Annotated in this window: 22 protein-coding genes and 1 pseudogene; 12 read left to right on the top strand and 11 right to left on the bottom strand. The window is 68.2% G+C overall.

The genetic code is table 11. From position 1 onward, the window contains the following. Positions 1-6 precede the first annotated feature (6 nt). Positions 7-423, top strand: a complete 417-nt coding sequence (gene panD, locus CFP71_RS02890) for an aspartate 1-decarboxylase (protein ID WP_093932263.1) — start codon at positions 7-9, stop codon at positions 421-423. After that, on the top strand, positions 420-1,487 hold the full coding sequence (locus tag CFP71_RS02885) for a hypothetical protein (protein WP_093932262.1): 1,068 nt from the start codon (positions 420-422) through the stop codon (positions 1,485-1,487). Before panD ends, CFP71_RS02885 begins: the two co-directional genes overlap by 4 nt. A gap of 16 nt (positions 1,488-1,503) precedes the next feature. Here CFP71_RS02885 and CFP71_RS02880 read toward each other — a convergent pair whose 3' ends face one another. Beyond that, positions 1,504-2,223: a terpene synthase family protein gene (locus tag CFP71_RS02880; protein ID WP_093932261.1), complete on the bottom strand. Its 720-nt coding sequence runs from the start codon at positions 2,221-2,223 to the stop codon at positions 1,504-1,506. A gap of 299 nt (positions 2,224-2,522) precedes the next feature. On the opposite strand from CFP71_RS02880, the gene CFP71_RS02875 reads away from it, so the two are divergent. From CFP71_RS02875 to CFP71_RS02865, 3 genes are read left to right on the top strand one after another with little or no spacing between them, the layout of a single operon-like run. Next, a complete protein-coding gene (locus CFP71_RS02875; RefSeq protein ID WP_093932260.1) occupies positions 2,523-3,002 on the top strand; it encodes a methyltransferase in 480 nt (159 codons plus the stop codon). 32 nt (positions 3,003-3,034) lie between these two features. Continuing rightward, positions 3,035-3,988, top strand: a complete 954-nt coding sequence (locus CFP71_RS02870) for an oxygenase MpaB family protein (protein WP_143267033.1) — start codon at positions 3,035-3,037, stop codon at positions 3,986-3,988. After that, entirely contained in the window at positions 3,909-5,354 is a 1,446-nt protein-coding gene (locus CFP71_RS02865) for an aldehyde dehydrogenase family protein (RefSeq protein ID WP_093932258.1), read from the top strand. Before CFP71_RS02870 ends, CFP71_RS02865 begins: the two co-directional genes overlap by 80 nt. Here the strand turns inward: CFP71_RS02865 and CFP71_RS02855 are convergent. The 9 genes and pseudogenes from CFP71_RS02855 to CFP71_RS02815 form a co-directional block, all read right to left on the bottom strand. After that, entirely contained in the window at positions 5,320-6,243 is a 924-nt protein-coding gene (locus tag CFP71_RS02855; protein ID WP_244199542.1) for a hypothetical protein, read from the bottom strand. The genes CFP71_RS02865 and CFP71_RS02855 overlap by 35 nt on opposite strands. A 150-nt stretch (positions 6,244-6,393) precedes the next feature. Continuing rightward, positions 6,394-6,633: an integrase core domain-containing protein gene (locus tag CFP71_RS44775; RefSeq protein ID WP_244199539.1), complete on the bottom strand. Its 240-nt coding sequence runs from the start codon at positions 6,631-6,633 to the stop codon at positions 6,394-6,396. A 176-nt stretch (positions 6,634-6,809) separates the two neighbouring features. Continuing rightward, positions 6,810-6,953 (bottom strand): annotated as a pseudogene (locus CFP71_RS45565) (O-acetyl-L-homoserine sulfhydrolase); the annotation flags it as partial. Beyond that, positions 6,946-7,977, bottom strand: coding sequence for an isopenicillin N synthase family dioxygenase (locus CFP71_RS02840; protein WP_167405976.1), 1,032 nt, complete (start codon positions 7,975-7,977; stop codon positions 6,946-6,948). The gene CFP71_RS02840 and the pseudogene CFP71_RS45565, both read right to left, overlap by 8 nt. Before the next feature lie 205 nt (positions 7,978-8,182). Continuing rightward, positions 8,183-9,973, bottom strand: coding sequence for an ABC transporter ATP-binding protein (locus tag CFP71_RS02835; protein ID WP_093932256.1), 1,791 nt, complete (start codon positions 9,971-9,973; stop codon positions 8,183-8,185). Further along, positions 9,970-11,652, bottom strand: coding sequence for an ABC transporter substrate-binding protein (locus tag CFP71_RS02830; protein ID WP_093932255.1), 1,683 nt, complete (start codon positions 11,650-11,652; stop codon positions 9,970-9,972). The genes CFP71_RS02835 and CFP71_RS02830 overlap by 4 nt, the downstream gene beginning before the upstream one ends. Positions 11,653-11,662: 10 nt before the next feature. Further along, positions 11,663-12,658, bottom strand: a complete 996-nt coding sequence (locus tag CFP71_RS02825; protein WP_093932254.1) for an ABC transporter permease — start codon at positions 12,656-12,658, stop codon at positions 11,663-11,665. After that, positions 12,658-13,596, bottom strand: coding sequence for an ABC transporter permease (locus CFP71_RS02820; protein WP_093932253.1), 939 nt, complete (start codon positions 13,594-13,596; stop codon positions 12,658-12,660). Before CFP71_RS02820 ends, CFP71_RS02825 begins: the two co-directional genes overlap by 1 nt. Positions 13,597-13,747: 151 nt before the next feature. Beyond that, the gene (locus CFP71_RS02815; protein ID WP_244199538.1) at positions 13,748-14,317 is read right to left on the bottom strand and encodes a TetR/AcrR family transcriptional regulator; all 570 of its coding nucleotides are present in this window, start codon (positions 14,315-14,317) and stop codon (positions 13,748-13,750) included. Positions 14,318-14,412: 95 nt separating this feature from the next. Between CFP71_RS02815 and CFP71_RS02810 the strand changes: the two genes are divergently transcribed. Then, positions 14,413-14,814: a Dabb family protein gene (locus tag CFP71_RS02810; protein WP_093932282.1), complete on the top strand. Its 402-nt coding sequence runs from the start codon at positions 14,413-14,415 to the stop codon at positions 14,812-14,814. Positions 14,815-14,868: 54 nt separating this feature from the next. On the opposite strand, the gene CFP71_RS02805 is transcribed toward CFP71_RS02810, so the two are convergent. Next, a complete protein-coding gene (locus CFP71_RS02805; RefSeq protein WP_093932251.1) occupies positions 14,869-15,624 on the bottom strand; it encodes an IclR family transcriptional regulator in 756 nt (251 codons plus the stop codon). Between the two features lie 187 nt (positions 15,625-15,811). Between CFP71_RS02805 and CFP71_RS02800 the strand changes: the two genes are divergently transcribed. Genes CFP71_RS02800 through CFP71_RS02775 form a run of 6 tightly spaced genes read left to right on the top strand, consistent with a single transcriptional unit; the run spans position 15,812 to position 21,640 of the window. Beyond that, a complete protein-coding gene (locus CFP71_RS02800) occupies positions 15,812-16,825 on the top strand; it encodes an NrtA/SsuA/CpmA family ABC transporter substrate-binding protein (protein WP_093932250.1) in 1,014 nt (337 codons plus the stop codon). Continuing rightward, positions 16,822-17,670, top strand: coding sequence for an ABC transporter permease (locus CFP71_RS02795; protein ID WP_093932249.1), 849 nt, complete (start codon positions 16,822-16,824; stop codon positions 17,668-17,670). Before CFP71_RS02800 ends, CFP71_RS02795 begins: the two co-directional genes overlap by 4 nt. Continuing rightward, a complete protein-coding gene (locus tag CFP71_RS02790; protein WP_093932281.1) occupies positions 17,667-18,419 on the top strand; it encodes an ABC transporter ATP-binding protein in 753 nt (250 codons plus the stop codon). The genes CFP71_RS02795 and CFP71_RS02790 overlap by 4 nt, the downstream gene beginning before the upstream one ends. Then, positions 18,403-19,437 (top strand): ABC transporter substrate-binding protein, encoded by a 1,035-nt coding sequence (locus CFP71_RS02785; protein ID WP_093932248.1) that lies wholly within the window; start codon positions 18,403-18,405, stop codon positions 19,435-19,437. The genes CFP71_RS02790 and CFP71_RS02785 overlap by 17 nt, the downstream gene beginning before the upstream one ends. Beyond that, positions 19,434-20,474, top strand: a complete 1,041-nt coding sequence (locus CFP71_RS02780) for an LLM class flavin-dependent oxidoreductase (RefSeq protein ID WP_093932247.1) — start codon at positions 19,434-19,436, stop codon at positions 20,472-20,474. The genes CFP71_RS02785 and CFP71_RS02780 overlap by 4 nt, the downstream gene beginning before the upstream one ends. After that, entirely contained in the window at positions 20,471-21,640 is a 1,170-nt protein-coding gene (locus CFP71_RS02775; RefSeq protein WP_093932246.1) for an LLM class flavin-dependent oxidoreductase, read from the top strand. Before CFP71_RS02780 ends, CFP71_RS02775 begins: the two co-directional genes overlap by 4 nt. Positions 21,641-21,644 lie beyond the last annotated feature (4 nt).

Genomic DNA, 21,644 nt, shown 5'->3' with positions numbered 1-21,644 from the left:
AACCCGATGAAGCGAACGTTCCTGCGCTCGAAGATCCACCGCGCGACCGTCACGGCAAGCGACCTCAACTACGTCGGCTCGGTGACCGTCGACATCGGCCTGCTCGAAGCCGCGGACATGCGACCCAACGAGCAGGTGTCCATCGTGGACATCACCAACGGCGCCCGGTTCGAGACCTACCTCGCCGAAGGGCCGCGCGGTTCGGGCGAAGTCGTCATCAACGGCGCGGCCGCGCGGCTCGTGCACTACGGGGACATCGTGATCATCATGACCTACGGCAGTTACGACGAGACGGAACTGGACGACTACGCGCCCACTGTCGTCCACGTCGACGACGCGAACAGGCCGATCAGCGCGCACGAAGCCGAGGACCTGGTCGACAAGCGGGCCGCGCACCCCTCCGTGCCGCGGCGCGACGCGTGAAGCCGGTCTCGCTCTGCGTCGTGGGAACGGGCGCGTTCGCGACGGGCATCTGCGTAAGCCTCGCCCACCAGTTGCGCACTCCCGCGACCCTGACGATCGCCGCACGATCACTCGCCGATGCACAGGCCCTGGCTGTCGAGAGTGGAGTCCGAGCTCGCGCGGCCGGTGGTGACCTGACGGTCGACGCCGAGTCCGTTCGCCTGGATTCCGTCGAGTCGGCGGCAGAATTCATCTCGCGCGTGCGGCCTGACGTCGTGGTCAACGTCGTTTCCCCACAGCCGCCGAGCGAACTGCACGATGCCACCGGCGCCTGGCCGAGCCTGGTCCGGGCGGCGGGCTTCGCCGTCACGCTGCCGCTGCAAGCGGTTCTGGCCGCGCGGCTCGCGGCCGCGATCGCTCAGGCCCGTCCGGATTGTTCGTTCGTCAACGCCGCTTACCCGGACGGCGTCAATCCGGTCCTGCGGGCGATGAAACTGCCAGTCCTGTGTGGACTGGGTAACGTTGCGCTGTTCGACGCCGCACTGCGAAACGGCCTTTCCCGGCCGTTCGGCGAACTGCGCGTCGTCGGTCACCATTGCCACCTGTCGGCGACACCCGGCGTCCCCGAGGCTCGCGCTTGGTTCGGCGAGCAGGAACTACTCGATGTCACCGCGTTGCTGGCCGCCGCCCGTACGCTCCCGCGCGCGACCGCCAATTCGATCGCGGCGTGCGCCGCGGGCACGTTCCTGCGGAAGCTCGTCTCCGACGAGCGCTTCAACACCAGCCTGCCAGGGCCGGACGGGCTCCCCGGCGGCTATCCCGTGACCGTGGACAGCGGCAAGATCTCCGTCGATCTCCCACGTGAGATCACTCTCAGCGAAGCCGTGGCACTCAACGAAGCGTGGTCCCGCACCGAAGGCGCTTGGGTGACCCACAACGGCGAAGTGCGCTTCTCCGGCGTCGCGGCGGACGCGCTCGCCCGTCACGGCCTGGACGACCTCGCCGGCGGTTTCGCGGTGGCCGATCTCGAAGACGTCGCCACCACCCTGGCCGAGGCGCGTGAGACACTGGGCGGGCTCCGTTGATCGGTATTCGTGAGGTTCACCCACAAGATGGCCTTCGCACCAGGCGCAGATGCTCCCGCGCCAACTCGGCGACGGCTTCGGCCGGAGGGATCGAGCGCTCGCTCGCGGTCAGCGTGCAGAGGTTGGGCACCTGCTCTTCCGCGTCCCGCTCCACCGAAGTGGGGTCGTTGAACGCCAGCACGTAGTCCTGAGCCGCGAAGGTGTAGGCGTTCCGCACCTGTTCGGCGTTCCGCTGCGCGGGCGTCAGTTCTCGTTCGTGTACGTACTCGAGAAGGTCCAACCACGGAACGGCCCCGGTCCCGTCAAGCCGACGCCGCCAGTACTGGTCCCGTGTCTCTCTCCTGCCACGCTCCGGGTAGCGCGCGCTCCGGTACCAGGTTTCGAGATCGGCGAAGAGCAAGCGAAGCCATTCTTCACTCATGCCGCCGTCACGCAACGCCGTGCCCACCGAACTCCACTCACGGAGATAGTCGTTGCGCGGCGAACGTGTTCCCCGCAGCACGCCCAGGACGGCTTGGGCATGCTCTTCCTCGATTCCCCAACGCTCGCTGACGTCGTCGTCCGTCGTCCACAGGGTCAGCAGGCGCGCGATCACGGCGAGTCGTTCGGGATCGCCTCCCGGATAGGAGTGGCAGGCGAAAAATTCCGCGTGCCGCAGTGGAACGAGATCACCGGGATAGCCGGGCGGGGTGAGAGTCGCGGCGCCCGCCCACTCCCGCAGGCGCCCCCCCGACATCCGCCAAGAGCGCCGGAGCGGGCCTCGAATCCCACGCCTCGGGGTACCACATCGTCACCTGAACAGGCGGAAAGGTCACCGTCGAACTCATCGTATTTCCCCTTCCCACCGCTGGATTCGCCCGGCCGACCGACTCTTGGCCGGTCGCCGGCAAAGGCTAGGCGGCAGACCGGCGAAGGTGTTACCGCGCGTTCCGCCTCACGAGACGTCGTTTCATCCGATGGGTCGTTTCACCCGGCGGAACCCTCGCTTCACGATTCGGCGGTCAGGTGTCACGGTTCTGTGCGGAGGTGACGCCCATGCTTGCCGGTAAATCAGTGCTCAGACGGCTGCTGTCGCGTCATCCGGCGCGTCGCGGGATCGTCTTCGACCTGCCCGAAGTGGTGTCCGGTGCGCAGGACAAGCTCGCCTCGGCGGGCGACACCTACCCGGTCAGCGTCGTCGGCGGCAGCTTTTTCGACGCGGTACCCGCCGCGGACGTCTACATCGTGTCCGTCGTACTGCACAATTGGAACGACACGGATGCCGGCCGTATCCTCGACAACATCGCCACGGCCGCGCGGGATCGCGCGAAACTCGTCCTGGTCGAGTTGGTGCTCCCGGAGGAAGCCGCCTCCGCGTTCATCGCGACGATCGATCTCACCATGCTGGCCATGCTCGGCGGGCGGGAAAGAACGGCCACCGCTTGGCGGGAACTGCTGAATCGACACGGATTCACCCTCGAGCGCGTCGTGCCGACCCCGACCGCGTTCTCCATCATCGAAGCGACGGCCCCCTGAGCGCGAGATCGCGCGAAAGCCGGGGAGGTGACATGAGAAATCGGTACGCGCGAGCTCGATACCTGAGCGGCCTGGATCCCGAGAAGGACTGCCATGAGATCCACCGGGTGCACTCGCGCCTGGAGTTCCCCTGGGATTACGGGCGCGGGCTGGAGATCGCGCTGTGGAAGGCCTGCTGCGTCCCGGCGGTGTCCGAACAACTCCATCGAAGCGGGCATGTCGAACACCTGAGCCAAAAACGCTACGACGACACCCGGATCCTGCTGGGTGAGATCGTGGCGAACGGGACCGAGTCACTCCAAGGACGCCAGGCCATCCGCCAGATCAACCGGGCGCATCGGGGTGTCACCTATGCCAACGAGGACATGTTGTACATCCTGTCGACCTTCATCTACGAACCGGTGCACTGGATCGACCGCTGGGGCTGGCGGCGGGTCACCGACGCCGAAAAGCTCGGCAGCTTCTACTTCTTCCGCAGGATCGGCAGACTCATGAACATCGATTCCCTGCCGGAGGATTACGACTCTTTTCTCGAGTTCAAGAACAAATTCGAGAAAAGATGTTTCCGTTATGCCGAAAGCAACCGGCAGGTGTCCGAAGCGATTCTCCGGCTGTACGTCTCGTGGTATCCCGGGCCGATCGCCCGGCTCATGTCGCCGGTGTTGCCTGCCCGGCTGGACGAGCGGGCGCGGCACGCGCTGGGCCTTCCGGACCCGGGATCGTGGGCGAGAGCCGCCAACACGGCGATCCTGACCGCGCACGCGTATTTCGAAAGGCTCGCTCCACGGACGGCCGCGAAGCTGACGTCCAGACCCGCGGCGCGCACCTACCCGGGCTACCCGGCCGGTTACGACCTCTCGAAGATCGGGCCGATGCACGACGCCGCAGAACCGTCGAAAGGACGAGATGGTGACCGAGTTCCCGTTCGGCACGGAGTTCTACATCGACGGAAAGTGGATCGAACCGACCTCCACCACCACGGCTGACGTCGTCGATCCGGCCACGGAGCGGACCATCGCACGGGTCAGGCTGGCCGGCGCGGAAGACGTCGACCGGGCCGTGGCCGCCGCGAAGTCCGCCTTCCCGACGTGGTCTCGGACCGACCCACGGGAGCGGTCGGCCCTGCTCCGGAGGATCTCCGAGGTGTACCGGCGCCGGTCCCCCGAACTCTCGGCGGCGATCACCGCGGAGATGGGGGCACCGGTGAAGCTCGCCGGCAAGGCGCAGGTGCCTGCCGGACTCGGGCATGTGCTGACCGGTATCGAAGTGCTGGACGACTACCCCTTCGAACGCCTGCGCGGGTCTACGGTGATCAGGCGGGAACCGGTGGGGGTCTGCGCGCTGATCACACCGTGGAACTGGCCGCTGAACCAGATCCTCTGCAAGGTCGTCCCCGCGCTGGCCACGGGCTGCACGATGGTGCTCAAACCCAGTGAGAGGGCGCCGCTGAGTGCGTCGCTGCTCGCCGAGATCCTCGCGGAGGCGGGTGTGCCGGACGGTGTCTTCAATCTCGTCCACGGCGACGGTCCTGGCGCGGGCACCCTGCTGGCCAAGCACGCCGACGTCGACATGGTGTCGTTCACGGGCTCGACCCACGTCGGCGTGCTCGTCTCCAGGAACGCCGCCGGCACGATCAAACGCGTCTCCCTCGAACTGGGCGGCAAGTCGGCGAACGTGGTGCTCCCCGACGCCGACCTGCCCGCGGCCGTGCGGACCGTGGTGGACGGTTGCTTCCGCAACACGGGGCAGAGCTGCAACGCCACCACCCGGGTGCTCGTCCAGCACGATCAGGCGGCGGAGTTGATCTCACTGCTGGAAAAGGCGGTCGAGGCCATCTCCGTGGGAGATCCCCGCTCACCGGGCACCGAACTGGGCCCGGTGGGGAACAAGGCCCAGTTCGAGAAGGTCCAGGCCCTCATCTGGTCGGGGATCGAAGAAGGCGCCAGGCTCGTCACCGGCGGGCTCGGCGCGCCCGACGGGCTGGACCTCGGCTTCTTCGTCAAACCGACGGTCTTCGCCGACGTCACCCCCGACATGCGGATCGCGCGCGAGGAGATCTTCGGTCCGGTTCTGGCCGTGCTGACCTACGAAGACGAGGAAGACGCCATCAGGATCGCCAACGACAGCGACTACGGCCTGTCCGGCGCCGTCCAATCCGCCGACCCCGAGCACGCTCTCGCGGTCGCGCGCCGCATCCGCACCGGGATGGTGGGGGTCAACGGGGCGGGGAGCGACCTGCACGCTCCCTTCGGTGGGTACGGACAGTCGGGCAACGGCCGCGAGTGGGGCGAGTACGGCTTCGACGAATACACCGAGCTCAAAGCCATCTTGGGCGCGGTAGCCCACGACTGACGACAGGAGCGAACGATGACATCGACGGCACAGCAGCACGAGCACAGCGGGCATGACCACGCCCACGGAGAAGGATGCGGCCACGTCGCCATCCCGCACGGTGATCACGTCGACTACGTCCACGATGGACACTTGCACGTGGGACACGGCGGCCATTTCGACGAATGCGAGCGTCCCGCGCACGAACCGTGCGCATCAGCAAGCGTGAGCGCTCCGCTCCCAAGCCGCAGTGTCGCATCAGGCCTTCCGCCGAGATCGGGCGTTGGCGCTCCTCGCGATGACGACGATCCACCTCGATGGCTTTCGCCACGAGGTCGTCGTCGATCCTGGACAAGCTTGACCGCTTCGTTGGCTGCCGGGATGAGTCGATCAGCTGAGTTCGTGCATCCGAGGGAGCGTCGGGAGCCGTCGACGCGGGCGCGGTCGGCGACGGTGCCGAAACAGCAGGTTGCTCGACAGACGGCGCCGTGCGCGCGATCTCTCGAAGTAGTGTTGGGCCGACGTCGGCCCAACCGATCAGCAGGAGCGGGCCGACCGCGTCGAACAGAGCTCGACCGATCTCCCCCGCGATGAGCGGCTCGGCCACGTTCAGAGCCAGCGTGACGACGCTCGAGACCAGCAGCAGTCGGCGCGCCGGCCGGATCACCTCCGCGGAGGCGCCACGCAGCGACAACTGCCGGATCACGATCAGTAGCGCCAGGACCGACAAGTCCACGGCGGGCGCGACCAACGGAGCGACCCACCCGGATACGCCAAGCCTGAGACCAAACGCCAGGACATTGCCGAAACCGAACAGGAACGTCAACCCCACGATGACGCCAACGATCACCGTGACCAGCTGCAGAACAGCGTCACGTTCAACTGGGAAACCAACAGCTTTGACAGACACGAAGTAGCTCCTCGTAACCAGCAATCGAAGATCAACTGGCGATATTCAGGCGACCAGAACGCGCCGCAACGCGTCCAAAGCCGCCCCAACGAGGAGGAACAGGCGGGGCTTCAGTCGTTAATGGGCGATGGCCCTCGGAGTGGTCTTCACCTACCCGTCACGGAAGGTGGCGTGCGGGTGCGGGAACCACTCCCCCAGCTTCGTCCGCTCGCTCGGGCTAAGTGCGACCGGCGACTTCGGGGATGCCGTCGGCTGGGGTGGGCGAAGCTCGCGGGAACGGTGCGGACGTCGACCGTTGCAGTGCCGGAGGTACTCGGCGAGCACGGCGCGCAGATGCCGCTCGCTCAGCATCAACATCCGGTCGGTGAACTCGGTTCTGGCCGTGAGCACAAACCGTTCCGCGTAGCAGTTCGCCGCGGGCAACGCGGAGGAATCCTTAACGCCTCCATGCCGACGTCGGCCAGGACGGCGTCGAACGAGGACGCGAACTGGCCAGCCCGAATCCATCACGAGGTTCCGGATCTGCCGAGTAGTCCACCAGCCGTCCGGATTCGTGGTCGTGCCCAGAATGTGGACGTAGCGTGACGCGCGTCGGTCAAGGTGAACGACGTGCTCTGGTACAGCGGCGTCGCCCGGGCGCCGGTCGCGGGATCCGGGCGAGCGCCTGCGTGGATCTGCCGGGTTTCTGAAAGGGCCGGGAGGTCATCCACGTTCCACCAGGACGTCGCTCCACCAGCGCTCGGCGACCTTCGGATGCGAACGCAGCCAGCCGACGAGCGCGTTCTCGCCGAACGCCGCGTGCAGCGGATTGTCCGCGTCCTGGCTGACCCCGCTGGCCTCCGCGGCCAGTTCCGGTGGCAGCCGCAAGGGTTCGACGACGGCGTCCAAGCGCGGGCCGAGGAAGAACGGCACCGAGAACCGCTCCACGCCGGCGGGCGGGCTGACCACGCGGTGACGTGTCGCCTTCAGGTAGCCCTGCGTCGCGATCTCCAGCATTTCGCCGATGTTGAACACGAAGCTGCCCGGGATCGGGGTGGCGTCGATCCAGCCGCCGTCGGCGGACTGGACTTGCAGGCCGCCGATCTCGTCCTGCTGCAACAGGGCGAGGTAGCCGTAGTCCTTGTGCGCGCCGACGCCCTGCTCCTGCTCGGCCGTGGGACGGCCGGGATAGCGGATGATCTTGACGTGGGTGGCGGCCTCGTCGTCGAACCAGGCGTCGAAGTAGCCTTCGTCCTGCCCTAGCGCGGCGGCGAGCGCGCGCAGGACTTCGCGGCTGACCCGCAACGCCTCCGCCTGCCAGGCCAGCGTCGTCTCCCGCAGGCCTGGGAGGCCCTCGGGCCATTGGTTGGGACCGATGAGCCGCTGCCAGGCGGGGCCGCCCGGTGGCACGGGCGCGCGTTCCGGGCCGATGTCGATCTGCTCCCGCCAATCGGGCTTACCACCGGTGTATTCGTGACCGGTCCGCGTGTAGCCGCGGAACTGCGGGGAGTGGATGTTCTCGATCGCCAGCCGGTCTTCGGCCGGCAACGCGAAGAAGTCCTTGGCCGTCTGGAAAATCCCGGTAGTCAGCCGCTCCGGCACGCCGTGGCCGACCACATAGAAGAAGCCGACCTCGTGCGCGGCGCGGCGCAACCCGGCCAGGAACTCCTCACGGTCCGCGGCCGGATCACGAAAGCGCGAGATGTCGATCAGTGGCAGGGCGGTGGCCCCTTCGGCTGCCTCGAACGTCGTCACACTCGCAGACTAAGCGTCCCCCGGAGCCGGAAAAGGTGTTCCCACATCGCGGTCACCCCCTGGGCGCGCCGGGATGGTCACCTGACCTCACGATGTTGATCGGCGTCCTCGCAAAGGAAGTCGTCGAAGGTTCGGGGCGGGCGCCCGGTGAGGTCGGCGACCGCGTCCGTGGTCGGGGCGAGCCTGCCTTCGAAATGCTCAAGCCCTAAGCGTGCAAAGAACTTCTGCCCGGCGGGAGAGGATCGCCTGCCCGGAGCCGTCGCCAGGCTTCACGCCGCCGCCGTTGTGCCGCGGGGTCGGCGACCGGCGCGGCCGACAGCAGGCGGCGGGTATAGGGATGCACCGGATCGGTGAGCACCTCCTTCGTCGGACCTTGCTCCACTACGTGGCCGCGATGCATCACCGCGACCCGGTCGGCGAGCCGCTCGACGACGGCGAGGTCGTGGCTGATGAACAGGCAGGCGAAACCGAGTTCGTCCTGCAAGGTCCGCAGGAGATCGAGGATCCGGGCCTGGATGGTGACGTCGAGTGCGCTGGTCGGCTCGTCGGCCACCAGCAGGTCCGGATCGAGAGCCAGCGCTCTGGCGACACACACGCGCTGCCGCTGTCCGCCGGACAGCTGGTGCGGATAGCGACCGCGCAGATCGGGGGAAAGCCGCACCGACTCGAAGAGCCCGGCGACCCGCTCGTCCACCTCGGTCCCGCGATGCGTGCGATGCAGCCGGATCGGTGTTGCCACACTCTCCCCCACGGTGATCCGGGGATTGAGCGAGGACAACGGATCCTGGAAGACCACGCCGATCCGGCGGCGCAGCGCCTTGGCGGTCTTGCCCTTCGTCCGCGCGATGTCGGTCCCACCGATCCGGACCGAGCCCGAGGTGGGCGGGATCAATCCCGTGACCGCACCGGCCACGGTGCTCTTCCCCGACCCCGATTCCCCGACCAGACCGAGGATCTCACCGGGTTCGACGTGGAGGCTCACCCCGTCCGCCGCCCGGACCGCCATCGCCCGGAAGCGGCCGCGATAGGTGACGGACAGGTCTTCCACCACCAGCAACGGTGCTTCCGCCGGGGCGTCCGGCACCGACCGGGTGGCGGGATGGTCGGTCGCGGCGTGATGACGGGCGGACACGACCGGCTCCGCCACGAGCACCCGCTCGACTCCTTCCGTCGCCGCGGCACCGAGCGAGACCACCGAGCCGAGCAGGCGGCGGGTGTAGTCCTCACGTGGCGAGGTGAACACCGCTTCCACGGCGTCCTGCTCCACGACGCCGCCGTCGTACATCACCACGACCCGGTCGGCGATGTCGGCGACCACGCCCATGTCGTGGGTGATGAGCAGGATCGCCGTGCCGAGCCGGTCGCGCAGATCCCGCAGCAGTTCGAGGATCTCGGCCTGCACGGTGACGTCGAGCGCCGTGGTCGGTTCGTCGGCGATCAGCAGTTTCGGTTCGTTGGCGACCGCCATGGCGATCACGATCCGCTGCAGCTGACCGCCTGACAGCTCGTGCGGATACGACCCGAACCGTTGCTCGGGAGCGGGCAGTCCCACCAGGCCGAGCAGTTCGATCGCCCGCCGCCGGGCGGCCTTCGGTGTCAGGTCCTGATGAGTTCGGATCGCTTCGATCAGTTGGTCTCCGATGGGGAACACCGGATTCAGCGCGCTCATCGGTTCCTGAAACACCATGCCGATCTCGTTGCCCCGGACGGCGCGCAGTTCGTCCGGCGTCAGCGTGTAGAGATCGCGGCCGGACAGCAGCGCCTGGCCGGAGACCTCCGCGTCCGGCGACAGCAATCCGAGCAGGGACAACGCGGTGACCGACTTGCCCGAGCCTGATTCGCCGACCACCGCGACGACTTCCCCTGCCGAGACCGACCAGGACACCGAGCGCGCCGCCCTGGTCTGTCCAAAAGAGACACTGACGTCACTTAAGGCCAGCAGGGCGGCCTCGCCGTCCGGCTCCGCCTGCCCACCGGACGGCGAGGCCCCCGTCACTGGATCAGCCCGAACTGGCGATAGTCCGGATACGCCGGGAACCGCCCGATCACGACGTTGCCGAACTTCGATCCGTGCAGGAACGAGTTCCGCGTGTAGATCAGCGGCACCACCGGCGAGTCACCGAGGATCTTCTTGTCCAGCGCCGCCCACTTCTTCCCCGCTTCGGCGGGATCCAGCGTCGCCTGCGCCTCGGTGATCAGCCGGTCGACCTCGGGATTGGCGTACCGCGACTCGTTGACCCCGCCGTTACCGATCTCGGTCGACTGGAACAGCGGCTGGATGTTGGCGTTGGCGGACGGGATGTCCGGCTGCCACGAGGTCAGCGTCAGGTCGTAGTCCGAGATCCCCTTGGTGTCCACTTCGGACGTGTAGGTGTCCTCGTCGAGCGCCTTGATGGTGATCTTGATGTTCGCCCTGGCCAGCGCGGCCTGGATGGCCGCGGCCTTCTCCGGGTAGCTGTTCTCGTTGCGGGTGGCCAGGACCAGGCCGTCGAGACCGTTCGGCAGACCTGCCTCGGCCAGCAGCTTCTTCGCCTTCTCCGGGTCACCGCTCGGCGGAGCCGGGTACAGGTCGAACTGTTCGCGCCCCTGCAGGCCCGGGGTGATCAGTGTGGTCGCGATGTCCCCGGCGAGCTGGGCGTTTCCGGCACTGGCGACCTGGTACGCGGCCTTGTCCACCGCGTACTGGAACGCCTGGCGCACCTTGGGGTCGACCAGTTTGCCGCGCTGGGTGTTCAGCGTGAGGTACGCGAGCGCTCCCGATTCCGAGGTGACGACCCGCGACTTCGCCGAAGGGTTCGCCTGGATCTGGGCCAGCTGCGCGGGAGAGGCGAACGGGATGCTGAACGCGCTCTGGTCGTCACCGCTGTCGTCGATCAGCCGCTTCGAGATGACGCTGGTGTCCTGGCCGAGCTGGAAGACGATGGTGTCCGGGTTGGCCTTGCGGGTGTCATCGGTCGCCCGGTCCCAGTGCGGGTTCCGGACGAGCCTCGCCTCCTTGCCACGCTCGTACTTCTCCAGCACGTACGGACCGGACGCCACCGGATGGTTGCCGTAGTCCGCCTCTTGTCCCTTTCCCTTGGGCACCGGGGAGAACGCGGGCGTGCTCGCGATCCAGTTCCAGTCACCGTAAGGACGGGCGAGATGGAACACGATGGTCTTGTCGTCGGGTGTCTCGATCGAGTCGAGTTCCTTGCCGCCCTCGAACGGGCCCTTGTACGCCAGCCCGGGGGACAGCAGATCCTTGTGATAGGTCAGTCCACCGGAAAACGCAGCCGCGTACGTGCGCTCCAGTCCCCACTTGATGTCCTGCGCCTTGATCGGGGAGCCGTCGTTGTACTTGACGTTGTCCTTCAGCGTGAAGGTCCAGGTCTTACCGCCCTCGGTGGGCCTGCCCGTGTCGGTCGCGAGGTCGGGGATGATCGTGGTGTCCTGCCCTGGCGCGACCTTCCACGAGGTCAATCTGCGGTGCACCAGGCCGAGCGCGGTCACCACGAGGCTTCCGCTCTTGGCCGGGTCGTACTGCTGGGTGGCGCTGTCGTTCAGCAGCCGGACGGTGCCGCCGGGTTTGACCTCGCCCCCGGTCTGCGCCGGTTTGTCGTTGGCGCCGCAGGCGGTCAGCACCGTCGTGGCGGCGACCACCCCGGCCACCGCCTTCAGCAAAGCCTTGCGTTTCATCGTTTCCCCTTCAGATCAGGCGGGCTCGCGGATCGAGCGCGCCATAGCACAGGTCGACCAGGAAGTTCACGACCGTCACGAGGACCGCCGAGAACAAGGTCACGCCTAGCAGCACGGGCAGGTTCATCGAGGCGATGCCGTCGACCAGCAGCCTGCCGACCCCGGCCATCCCGAAGATCCGTTCGGTGATCACGGTCCCGGCGAGCAAGGCGCCGAGGTCGACACCGAACACGGTGACCACCGGCAGGAGCACATTGCGCAGCGCGTGCTTGCCGACCACCTTCCGCTCGCTGAGCCCCTTGGCCCGCGCGGTGCGAATGAAGTCCTCGCCGAGCGTCTCCAGCATCTGGCTCCGCGTCAGCCGCGCGTAGATCGCGGCGTGCAGGAAGGCCAGCACGAGCCAGGGCAAGACGAGGTGCCAGGCCCATTGGACCGGATCCTCGCCGATCGGCACATAGCCGTTCTTCGGCACGACATCCAGCGCGAACGCGAAAATCGTGATGCCGATCATCCCGGCGAGGTAGGCGGGCAGGGAGACCCCGGCCATCGCGACCGCCATGGTGATCCGGTCGGCCGCGCTCCCCCGGCGCAGCGCCGAGAGCACGCCGAGGCCGACGCCGATGACGAGCCAGAGCACCGCGGCGCCGAGCGCCACCGAGAAACTCACCTCGATCCGCTCGCCGATCTCCGTCAGCACCTCGACGTTGTTCTGGAAGTCGTAACCGAAACACGGGGCACCGCACTGGATCGCGGTGACGCCGGTGCCGAACGTCCGCCCGGCGAAGATGCCGCCGAGGAATTCGGCGAACTGCCGGTACCACGGCGCGTCGTACCCCATGAATTCCCTTGCCAGCGCGAGGCTTTCCGGGGAGCAGGGACGACCGCAGGCCATCCGCGCCGGGTCGGCGGGCAGCAGGTAGAACACCACGAACGTCACGAAGGTGACGATCAGCAGGACGAGGACCATGCCGGCGAACCGGCCGAGCACGAAACGCAGGGCACGCATCAGCGCCTGCCTCCCGACCGCGGGTCGAGCGTGTCGCGCACCGCGTCGCCGACGACGTTGAACGCCAAAGTGACCACGAACAGCAGCAGCCCCGGGAACACCAGGTACAGCGGGTCGGTCTCGAAGAAGTCGATCGCGGCGCTGATCGTCCGGCCCCAGCTGGGGGTCGGCGGCAGGACACCGACCCCCAGGAAGGAAAGCGCCGCCTCGCTGCCGATCATCGACGGGATCGACAAGCTCGCCACGACGATCACCGGCGCCCACAGGTTCGGAAGCAGCTCTCGGGTGAAGACGTGCCAGGGTCCCCCGCCCATCACCTTGGCCGCCGACACGAAATCGCGGCCGCTCAGCGAAAGGGTCTGCGCGCGGACGATCCGCGCGACCCGGGGCCAGCCGAAGACGCCCAGTACGACGATCAGGAGGGGCAGCCGCGGGAAGTCCGGTGGTGCCATCGCGCCAAGCGCGATCATGAAGATCAGGTATGGAAAGCCCAGGACCACGTCGGCGGTCCAGGTGACCACCCGATCCCACCAGCCCCCGAGATAGCCGGCACTGGCCCCGATCAACACCCCGAGCACGGTGGCCAGCACCGTCGCGCCGAGCCCGACCAGCAATGACGTCCTGGCGCCGTGGGCGACCAGTGCGAACAGGTCGATCCCGGTCAACGGTTCCACCCCGAACCAGTGGGCTCCGCTGACCCCGCCCAGGGGTCCGGCGGGCAGCCCGGTCGGCCCGAGGTTCGCGATGTCCGGGGTCAGGCTCTGTCCCTCGACGAGGACGAGCAGGTCCGCGGCGGCCGCCATGGCGAGGATCAGCACCACGACGATCGCGCAGGTGAGAGTCCATCCACTGGACCGGACCGCGTGCCACACCGCGGACGGCAGGGAACGCGCCGCCGTCGGCGGGATGCCTTCGGGCAGCAGCAAGGGATCGGGCACAGCACCTACTCGGGTTCATCTGATCGGGTGACGATCAGGGACCCTAAAGAAAGAAAACCGTCCCACCCAGCTCTGACACCGGCATCTCACCAGCTGGACTGTGAGCTATCCGGCACCGAGAAGTCCTCTTTGGACGAACCCGGCGTTTCGCCTACGGACCGTACGCGCGCACGAACGTGTCGACGCCCGATTCCGCGATGGCGTCGAGCTCATCCTCCGGAAGAGTGCGCGTCCCCAGGCGAGAGCGTGACTCCAGCGGCCCGATCAGCAGTGCCAGGAAGTGCTCGGCGGCCCTGGCCGGATCACATGAGCGAAGAGCGCCCGAGAGGACGAGGTGAGCGAACCGGTCGGCCAGCGCCTCGATCAGATGCGCCGACGTGCGTTCCTGCATCGCGACCGCCAGCTCCGGGAACGTGGCCAGTTCGGCGTGTGCCAGGGACCGGAGCGCGTGCGAACGCTCACCAGAGCAGATCCGCAGCAGCCGGGAAGCCGCGGTTCCGAGGGCCGCTCGGACGTCGATCCCCGCGTCACGGAGCGGCTCGATGGCGTCGAGCGAGTCAGCGGCGACGCCATCTGCGGCAGCCGCCATGGCGCCGCGAAACAGCGTCTCCTTATCACCGAAATGGTTGTAGACGGTGGGTTTCGCGACTTTCGCCTCGTCCGCGATCTCCTGGACGGAAGCCCGGGTGTACCCACGGCGCGCGAAGACCGCGAAGGCCACGTCCAAGATCCGTTGCCGCTTCGAAATCCGGTGTTGCACCTGAACCCGCCCGTTCGCTACTTTGAACTCATGGGTTCAAAGTAGTGGAGGAAGTCTTGATCGTCCAGTTCATGCGCTTCGCGTTCCGCGAGGAAAGCACCGAGAAGCAGAAGGCCCGTGCCCTGGAATTGATCCGCCGGACCGCCAAGGTGGAGTCGGTGGCGTACTCGACGGTCGGCAGGCTTCTCGGCGATCCGGCCGAGGGCTACACCCACGGCTATTCCTTCGGTCTCGCCGACCTCGACGCATTCGAGCGCTACATGTACGACCCGGTCCATCTGGCCGGGGACACGGAGATCCTCCCGCACTACGCCAAACTGCACGTCGGGGTCGCCGTGACCGACGACCCCGATCCGGACCTGGGCGCGAAGATCTCCGCTGTCTACGAAGGCAAGCTCGCCCGGTATCCCGAATGGGAACGGCTGATGACGGCGATCCCCGAGGTCCGGTTCGGCTGACCGTGGCTCACCCGCCCTCTTGAGCTGGATACCCGCCCCGGCTGAGGCTCCCGGTCAGCTCTCGAAAAGCACCGCGGCGATCTCGTCGGCCGTGACTTTGGCCAGGTCCACGAAGAAGGGCAATCGTTCGGGGATCATCAGAGCCGTCGTGCCGCGCAATCCGAGAGCGAACCGAGTACGGCCTTCCCCGTCGCGCAGCGGAAGGCCGATCGTGCGGAAACCGGCGGCCAGTTCCTCGTCGTTGAAGGCCCATCCGCGTTCGCGGGTCAGGGCGAGTTCCTTGGCCAGCCCGGCCGGATCCGTGGGAGCGCGTTCGGTTCCGTCGGTGAACGGAAGTCGCGCCAACTCCTCCTCCGACACGTCGGACCACGCGAGCAGTGCCCTGCCCAGCGCGCTCGCGTGGAGCGGGATCCGGAGCCCCTGGAGCTCGTGCCCGTCCGCCTCCCGCCAGCGGCTGGTGCCCAGCAGCACCATGTCGTTGCCGTGCCGGACCGCGATCGACGCGGACGCCCCGGTGGTGGTCGCGAGCTGTTCGAGGTGGGGCTCGACCAGATAGATCCGGTGCTGCCGGTAGGCGATCTGCCCGTACTCCGCGAGAGCGCCCCCGATCCGGTACCGGTTCGACGTCGGGCTCTTCTCCAGGAAACCGGCGCCGATGAGCGCCGTCACCAGGCGATGGGTCGTACTGGCCGGAAGCTCCACCCGGCGGGAGAGCTCGGTGATCCCCAGCTCGCCGCCACCTCGAAAACACCCGAGGACCGCCAGCGCCCTCGCCACGGTCTGGACGCCGTCACCACCTTCTCGCGCCATGCGGCTCAGCGTAACAGTATTCCAAATAGTGGTAGGACTTTCCTCATTCACACCCTCTGTGGCAGACGGGCCGCCCGTGTTTTCCATTCTGTGGAACACCTGGATCCCCTGATGCGGCGTGGTTAGCGTTGCGCCCATCTCGACCGGGCCATCCGAACCGGGTCCCCTCTCCCCAGGAGTCACCTCCATGCCCCGCAGCCGGAATTCCAGACTCACGCTCGCACTCATCGCCCTTCTCGCGCTGACCACCGCGTGTGCCGGCGCCGGCCCGGACACCGGCGGCACCTTCACACTCAAGGTCACCGATCCCGGCAACGCCGGGCCCCTCGCGGTCGGCAAACGGGACGGGACGTTCGACAAGGCACTGGCACCGCTGGGTGCCCGCGTCGAATGGGTGCCCAGCACGCCGGGCTTCAGCTCGAACCTGAAACTGTTCAACACCAAGCAACTCGACGTCTCCGGTGGCGCGTACAGCCCTGTGATCGGCGCACTGTCCAAGGACGTCGGCGTCCGGATCGTCGCCGTCGCCGACCCGGTCGGCAAGGACCAGAACGGCATCCTGGCCACGCCGAAGTCCGGCATCAAGTCGGTCCGTGACCTGGCGGGCAAGCGGATCGCGGTGAACCCGGCGGGAAAGGGCGAGTACATCACGCTGCTGGCACTGGCTCAGGCCGGCGTGCCCGTCGACCAGGTCGAACGAGTGCCGTTGCAGCAAGCGGACGCGACCTCGGCGTTCGCCACCGGCCAGATCGACGCGTGGGCGTCGTTCAACGAGCCTTACCAGGAGGCGAAAGCGAACGGCGGCGTGGAGATCGCCACCGAGGAAAGCATCGGTTCGGTCGACAACACGATCGTCGCGTTCCGCACCGACGTGCTGGACTCGCGGCCGGACGTCGCCGCCAAGTACCTGGAGACGCTGCAGCAGTTGACCCGGCAGCAACGGGAAAACCCGGCGGCCTTCGAAAACGTCTTCGACAAGTCCGGCCCCCGCGCACTGTCGGGCGATCGGCTGCGGCGTGCGCTGGCACTGGGCGGACAGGCCACGGTTCCCCGGTACCCCGGTGAGAAGGATCTGCGCGACCTCGAATCGGTCGCGGACCTGTTCTCGGCGAACAAGGTGACCCAGCGGAAGATCACCGCGGCGGACGTCGTCTACGACCTGCCCGCCAAGCTCGCCGAGCACCAGAAGGCGGCGAAATGAGCGTCGTCACCGCGCCCGGACCGGTAGACACCGAACCACCGGACCTCGTCCGGCCCGAATACCAGGGGCACCGGCGACAGCGGCGCTGGTCGTCGATCCCCTTACGCTTCGCCGTTCCGCTGCTGCTCGTCGCCCTGTGGTGGATCGGCACGGCCACGGGCGGGATCTCCGAGCAGGTGCTGCCCGGACCGCCGAAGGTGTGGAACGCGTTCGTCGAACTGTTCCGGACCGGTCAGCTGGTGGACTTCACCCTCGCCTCCCTGCGACGCGCGGCGGCCGGAGTCGCCCTCGGCGTCGCGTCCGGACTCCTTTTCGGTGTCCTGGCCGGACTTTCCGCACTCGGCGAAGAACTGATCGACGCGACCATGCAGATCAACCGCGCCATCCCGTTCCTCGCGCTCGTGCCGCTGTTCATCGCGTGGTTCGGCATCGACGAGACGTTCAAGGTGCTGCTGATCGCGGTCGCCACCATCGCACCGATGTACGCCTACACCTACCTCGGCGTCCGCAACGTCGACCGGAAGATGCTCGAAGCGGCCAGGAGTTTCGGGGTGCGCGGGCCGCGGCTGGTGTTCGGGACCATCCTTCCTTCCGCGCTTCCCGCCGTCCTGATGGCCCTGCGGATCTGCCTGTCGATCAGCGTCACCGGGCTCATCGCGGCCGAGCAGGTCGGCACCCGCGAAGGCATCGGCTATCTGGTCAGCCTGGCCCAGGAGTACAACCGCACCGACTACATGGTGCTGTGCGTGGTGCTTTACGCCGTGCTGGGCCTGGTGTTCGACGCGGCGGTCCGGGTACTGGAACGGTTCGCGATGCCGTGGCGGGCGGGGGTGGCGGCGCGATGACGGCCACCACCACCGAACTCGCGGTGTCGTTGTCGGGTGTGAGCAAGAGCTTCGGCGACAAGACCGTGCTGGACGGGGTCGATCTGGCGATCAGGCGAGGCGAGTTCGTCGTACTGCTCGGCCCCAGCGGAACCGGCAAGACCACCCTCCTGCGGCTGCTACTCGGGCTCGAACGTCCGGACACCGGAGAGATCCTGGTTCCCCGGAAACGGACCGTCGTCTACCAGGAACCACGGCTGATCCCGTCCAAACGCGTACTGTCCAATGTGGTCATCGGTCAGCCGCACGGCAAGCAGACCAAGGACAACGGACGCCGCGCGCTCGCCGAGGTGAATCTCGCGGACAAGCACCGTGCCTGGCCCGCGACGCTGTCCGGCGGTGAGGCGCAACGTGTCGCGCTCGCCAGGGCGCTGGTGCGCGAGCCGGAACTGCTGTTGCTCGACGAGCCGTTCGCCGCCCTCGACGCGCTGACCCGGTTGCGCATGCAGGATCTCGTCGGCGACCTCGTGGCCCGTCACCGGCCCGCCGTCCTGCTCGTGACCCACGACGTCGACGAGGCGATCCGGCTCGCCGACCGGGTGCTGGTCCTCCACAAAGGACGGTTCGGGCACGACGTCGTCGTGGATCTGCCCCGCCCCCGTCACCGCACCGACCCCGCGGCACTCGACTACCGCGCCGCCTTCCTCGCCGAACTCGGCGTCGGCGGCGCCCCGACCCCCTCGGAGGACACCCATGACCATCGCGACTGAGCAGACCATCGACCAGCTCTGGTACACCCGCTGCCCGGTACCCACGGCCAGCGGTCTCGCCCACAGCCTCGGCTGGCTCTCCGACAACGCGGCCGACCACGGTCTTCCCTTGTCGATCCTTCAGGACGCCGCACCCGAGATCGCCGTCCACCACTACGACCACCGGCTGCGCGGGCTGATCCGCGAAGGCGGCAACGTCCCCGCCCTCGCCGCCCGCGCCCAGGGCTCGCCCACCCGGCTCATCGGGCTGACCTGGATCGACGAGGCACAGGCCATCCTCGTCGCCGGCGACTCCCCTGTCACGGACGCCGCCGGTCTCGCCGGCGCGCGGATCGGCATCCCGGCGTGGGCCGCGGATCAGGCCCGCAGCTTCCCGAGGGCGATGGCGCTGCACGGGTTCGCGAACGCCCTGCGCCTGGCGAGCCGCACCCTCGCCGACGTCACGGTGACCGAGGTCGACGTGAACCGTGATCCCCAGGTCCATGGCCGCGCCACCCGAGGGACCACCTGGGGTGTGGCCGAACTGCTGGCCGGTGACGTCGACGCGATCTACGTCAAGGGTGCCCGGGCGGCCGAAGTGGCGCGGGAACAGGGACTGCGGGTCGCGGTCGATCTCGACACCGCCACCACCCGGCGGGGCCGGGTCAACAACGGCACGCCCCGGCCCATCACCGTGCACGCCGACCTTCTGGAGCACCGGCCCGAGGCAGTGGTGGGCTTCCTCGCGGCGAGCCTGCGTGCCGCGGACTGGGCGGCAGGCCACCTCGACGAGGTCCGCGCCGTGCTCGCCCACGAGACGTTCTCCGGGCCGGAGGGCGTCGTCGCGGCCTACGGCGAGGAGTTCCATCGCACCCTGCATCCGGAGCTGTCCGCCGAGCGGATCGAACTGCTCGGGGTCCAGAAGCAGTTCCTCTACACCCACGGCTTTCTAGCCGCCGACTTCGATCTCGGCTCGTGGGTGGCGCACGAACCCCTGGAGCAGGCGAAGGCACTGGTCGCCGGAGAGCGGGCGGCATGACCCGGTTCCTGTGGGAGCTGCCCACCCGCGGCGACGGCCGCCGCGCGGACCCGAACCTGTGGCAGCGCGCCGGCTTCGAGCATCTGCACCAAGTGATCGATGCCGCTGAACTGTCCGGTTTGGACGGTGTGGTGGCGCCCTACGACCCCCGTGGCGAGGAGTCGTGGATCGTGGCGGGCGGCGCGCTGCGCCACACCCGGCACGCCCGGGTGACCGTGGAGTTCACGCCGTCCTTCGCCACCCCGGTGTACGCGGCGAAGATGTCGTTGACGTTGCAGCGCCTCGGCGCCGACAGGCTCGACTGGCTGGTGCGGGTCGACACCGACCCCGAGGACGACCGCCGACGGGGTGACCGCCTCGGCCGCACCGAGCGGTACGAACGCGCCGCCGAATTCCTCACCGTCGCGCGCGGTGCCTGGTCCGGGCGCGGCGCTTCACCGGGCGGGTTCGACGGCGGGGAGTTCGACCACGACGGCGGCTACTACCACGTGCGGTCAGGCGGCTTCGACGAAGCGGCCGACGGCCGACCGTTCCCGGTGGTGCACCTCTCCGGGACGTCACCGGAGGTGATCGCCCTGTCGGCCGCCCACGGCGACGTGCACCTCTTCCCGGCGTCCACCTCGGACCTGACTTCGAGTGTCCGCGCGCTCCACACCGCCGCCGAGAGCCATGGCCGGACGGTCCGGGCCGGGCTGGTGCTCCCGATCATCGCCAGAGAAGACGAACACGAGGCCTGGGCCCGGGTGCTGCGTCTCTGGCGCGAGATCGACCCGGCCGCCACCGAACACGACGTCCGCTCCCGCGCGCCGGACGGGACGACGTTCGACGGCTTCGACCGGATCGGGCACCGCACTCCGGTCGGGCTGGTCGGCGGCTACCGGGAAGTGGCGGCGCGGTTGGCCGAGTACGAGCGCTCCGGCATCACCACCTTCGTCCTCAGTGGACACCCCGGTATCGAAGAAATCCACCGGGCGGGAGAACACCTCCTTCATCTCGCCGACCCGGCGGGCCGGACACCGACAGGAGCGAGCGCATGACCGTGGACGTCTACTGGCGCATCGGCATGGGCGGCGACCACGCCTCGCTGCGCACTCCGAAGATCCGCAACCGCGGCGACTGGGGCGGGCTCGGCCCCGGCAACATCACACCGGCCCTGCGCGACGGTGAACCCGACGGATACGCCTACATCGACCACGCCGCGGCTGTGGCCAAGGCGTCGGAAGCGGCCGGCTTCCTGGGCGGGTTGCTGCCCTCCTTCCCCGGCACCGAAGACCCGTGGGCGTTGTCGGCCGCACTCGCCAGGGAGACCACCACCTACCGTTTCATGGTCGCGTTCCAGCCGGGGTTCCTGCATCCGCTGCAGGCCGCACGCATGTCGGCGAGCCTGCAACGCGCCACCGGCGGCCGCCTCGTCTACAACATCATCTCCGGCGGTGGCGGGCCCGCACAGCTGTGGTGGGGCGACAAGGTCGACCACGACGACCGCTACGCCCGGACATCGGAGTTCCTCCACGTCCTCAAAGGAGTGTGGCGGGGCGAACCGTACGACTTCGACGGCCGGTTCTTCACCACCCGTGGTGCCGCGCTGCCCGAGCACCTCGTCGGCGAACCCTTCCCGGAGATCTACTTCTCCGGATCGTCGGGGGCGGCGGTGAACGCGGCGGGACTGCATGCCGACTACTACCTGTCGTGGCTGGAGCCGTTCGCCGACCTCGGGCGGAAGTTCGACGGCGTCCGGGAGCACGCCGCGAAACTCGGTCGAACCCCGAAGTTCGCCGTGCGCATCGACATCCTCGCCCGGCACACCGAGGAGGCCGCGTGGGCCGAGATCGAGAAGGGCTGGCGCCACGTCGACCCGGAGATCGCCAACCGGCAGGCACAAGGCGACTCCGTCGGCGCGGGCCGGATCAAAGGCTGGGTGCCGTCCACCATCACCGGGTACCGCGACGTCGAGGTCCAGCCGAACGTCTGGGCCGGGTTCTCCCTGCTGCGCGGCGGCCCCGCGTTCGGCCTCGTCGGCAGCTACGAGCAGGTCGCCGAACGCCTCGACCAGCTGCTCGACCTCGGCGTCGACGCGTTCATCCTCGCCGGCAACCCGCATCTGGAGGAGGCCTACCGCGTCGGGGAAGAGGTACTCCCCCTGCTCGGCCGTTCCCGCTTCACCCGGCCCACCGCCCTGCACGCCCCCGCGTCTGTCGCCTGATCAG

This window comes from Amycolatopsis thailandensis, from assembly GCF_002234405.1.
GTDB lineage: Bacteria > Actinomycetota > Actinomycetes > Mycobacteriales > Pseudonocardiaceae > Amycolatopsis > Amycolatopsis thailandensis.
This window is presented reverse-complemented; position numbering and strand designations above follow the sequence as displayed.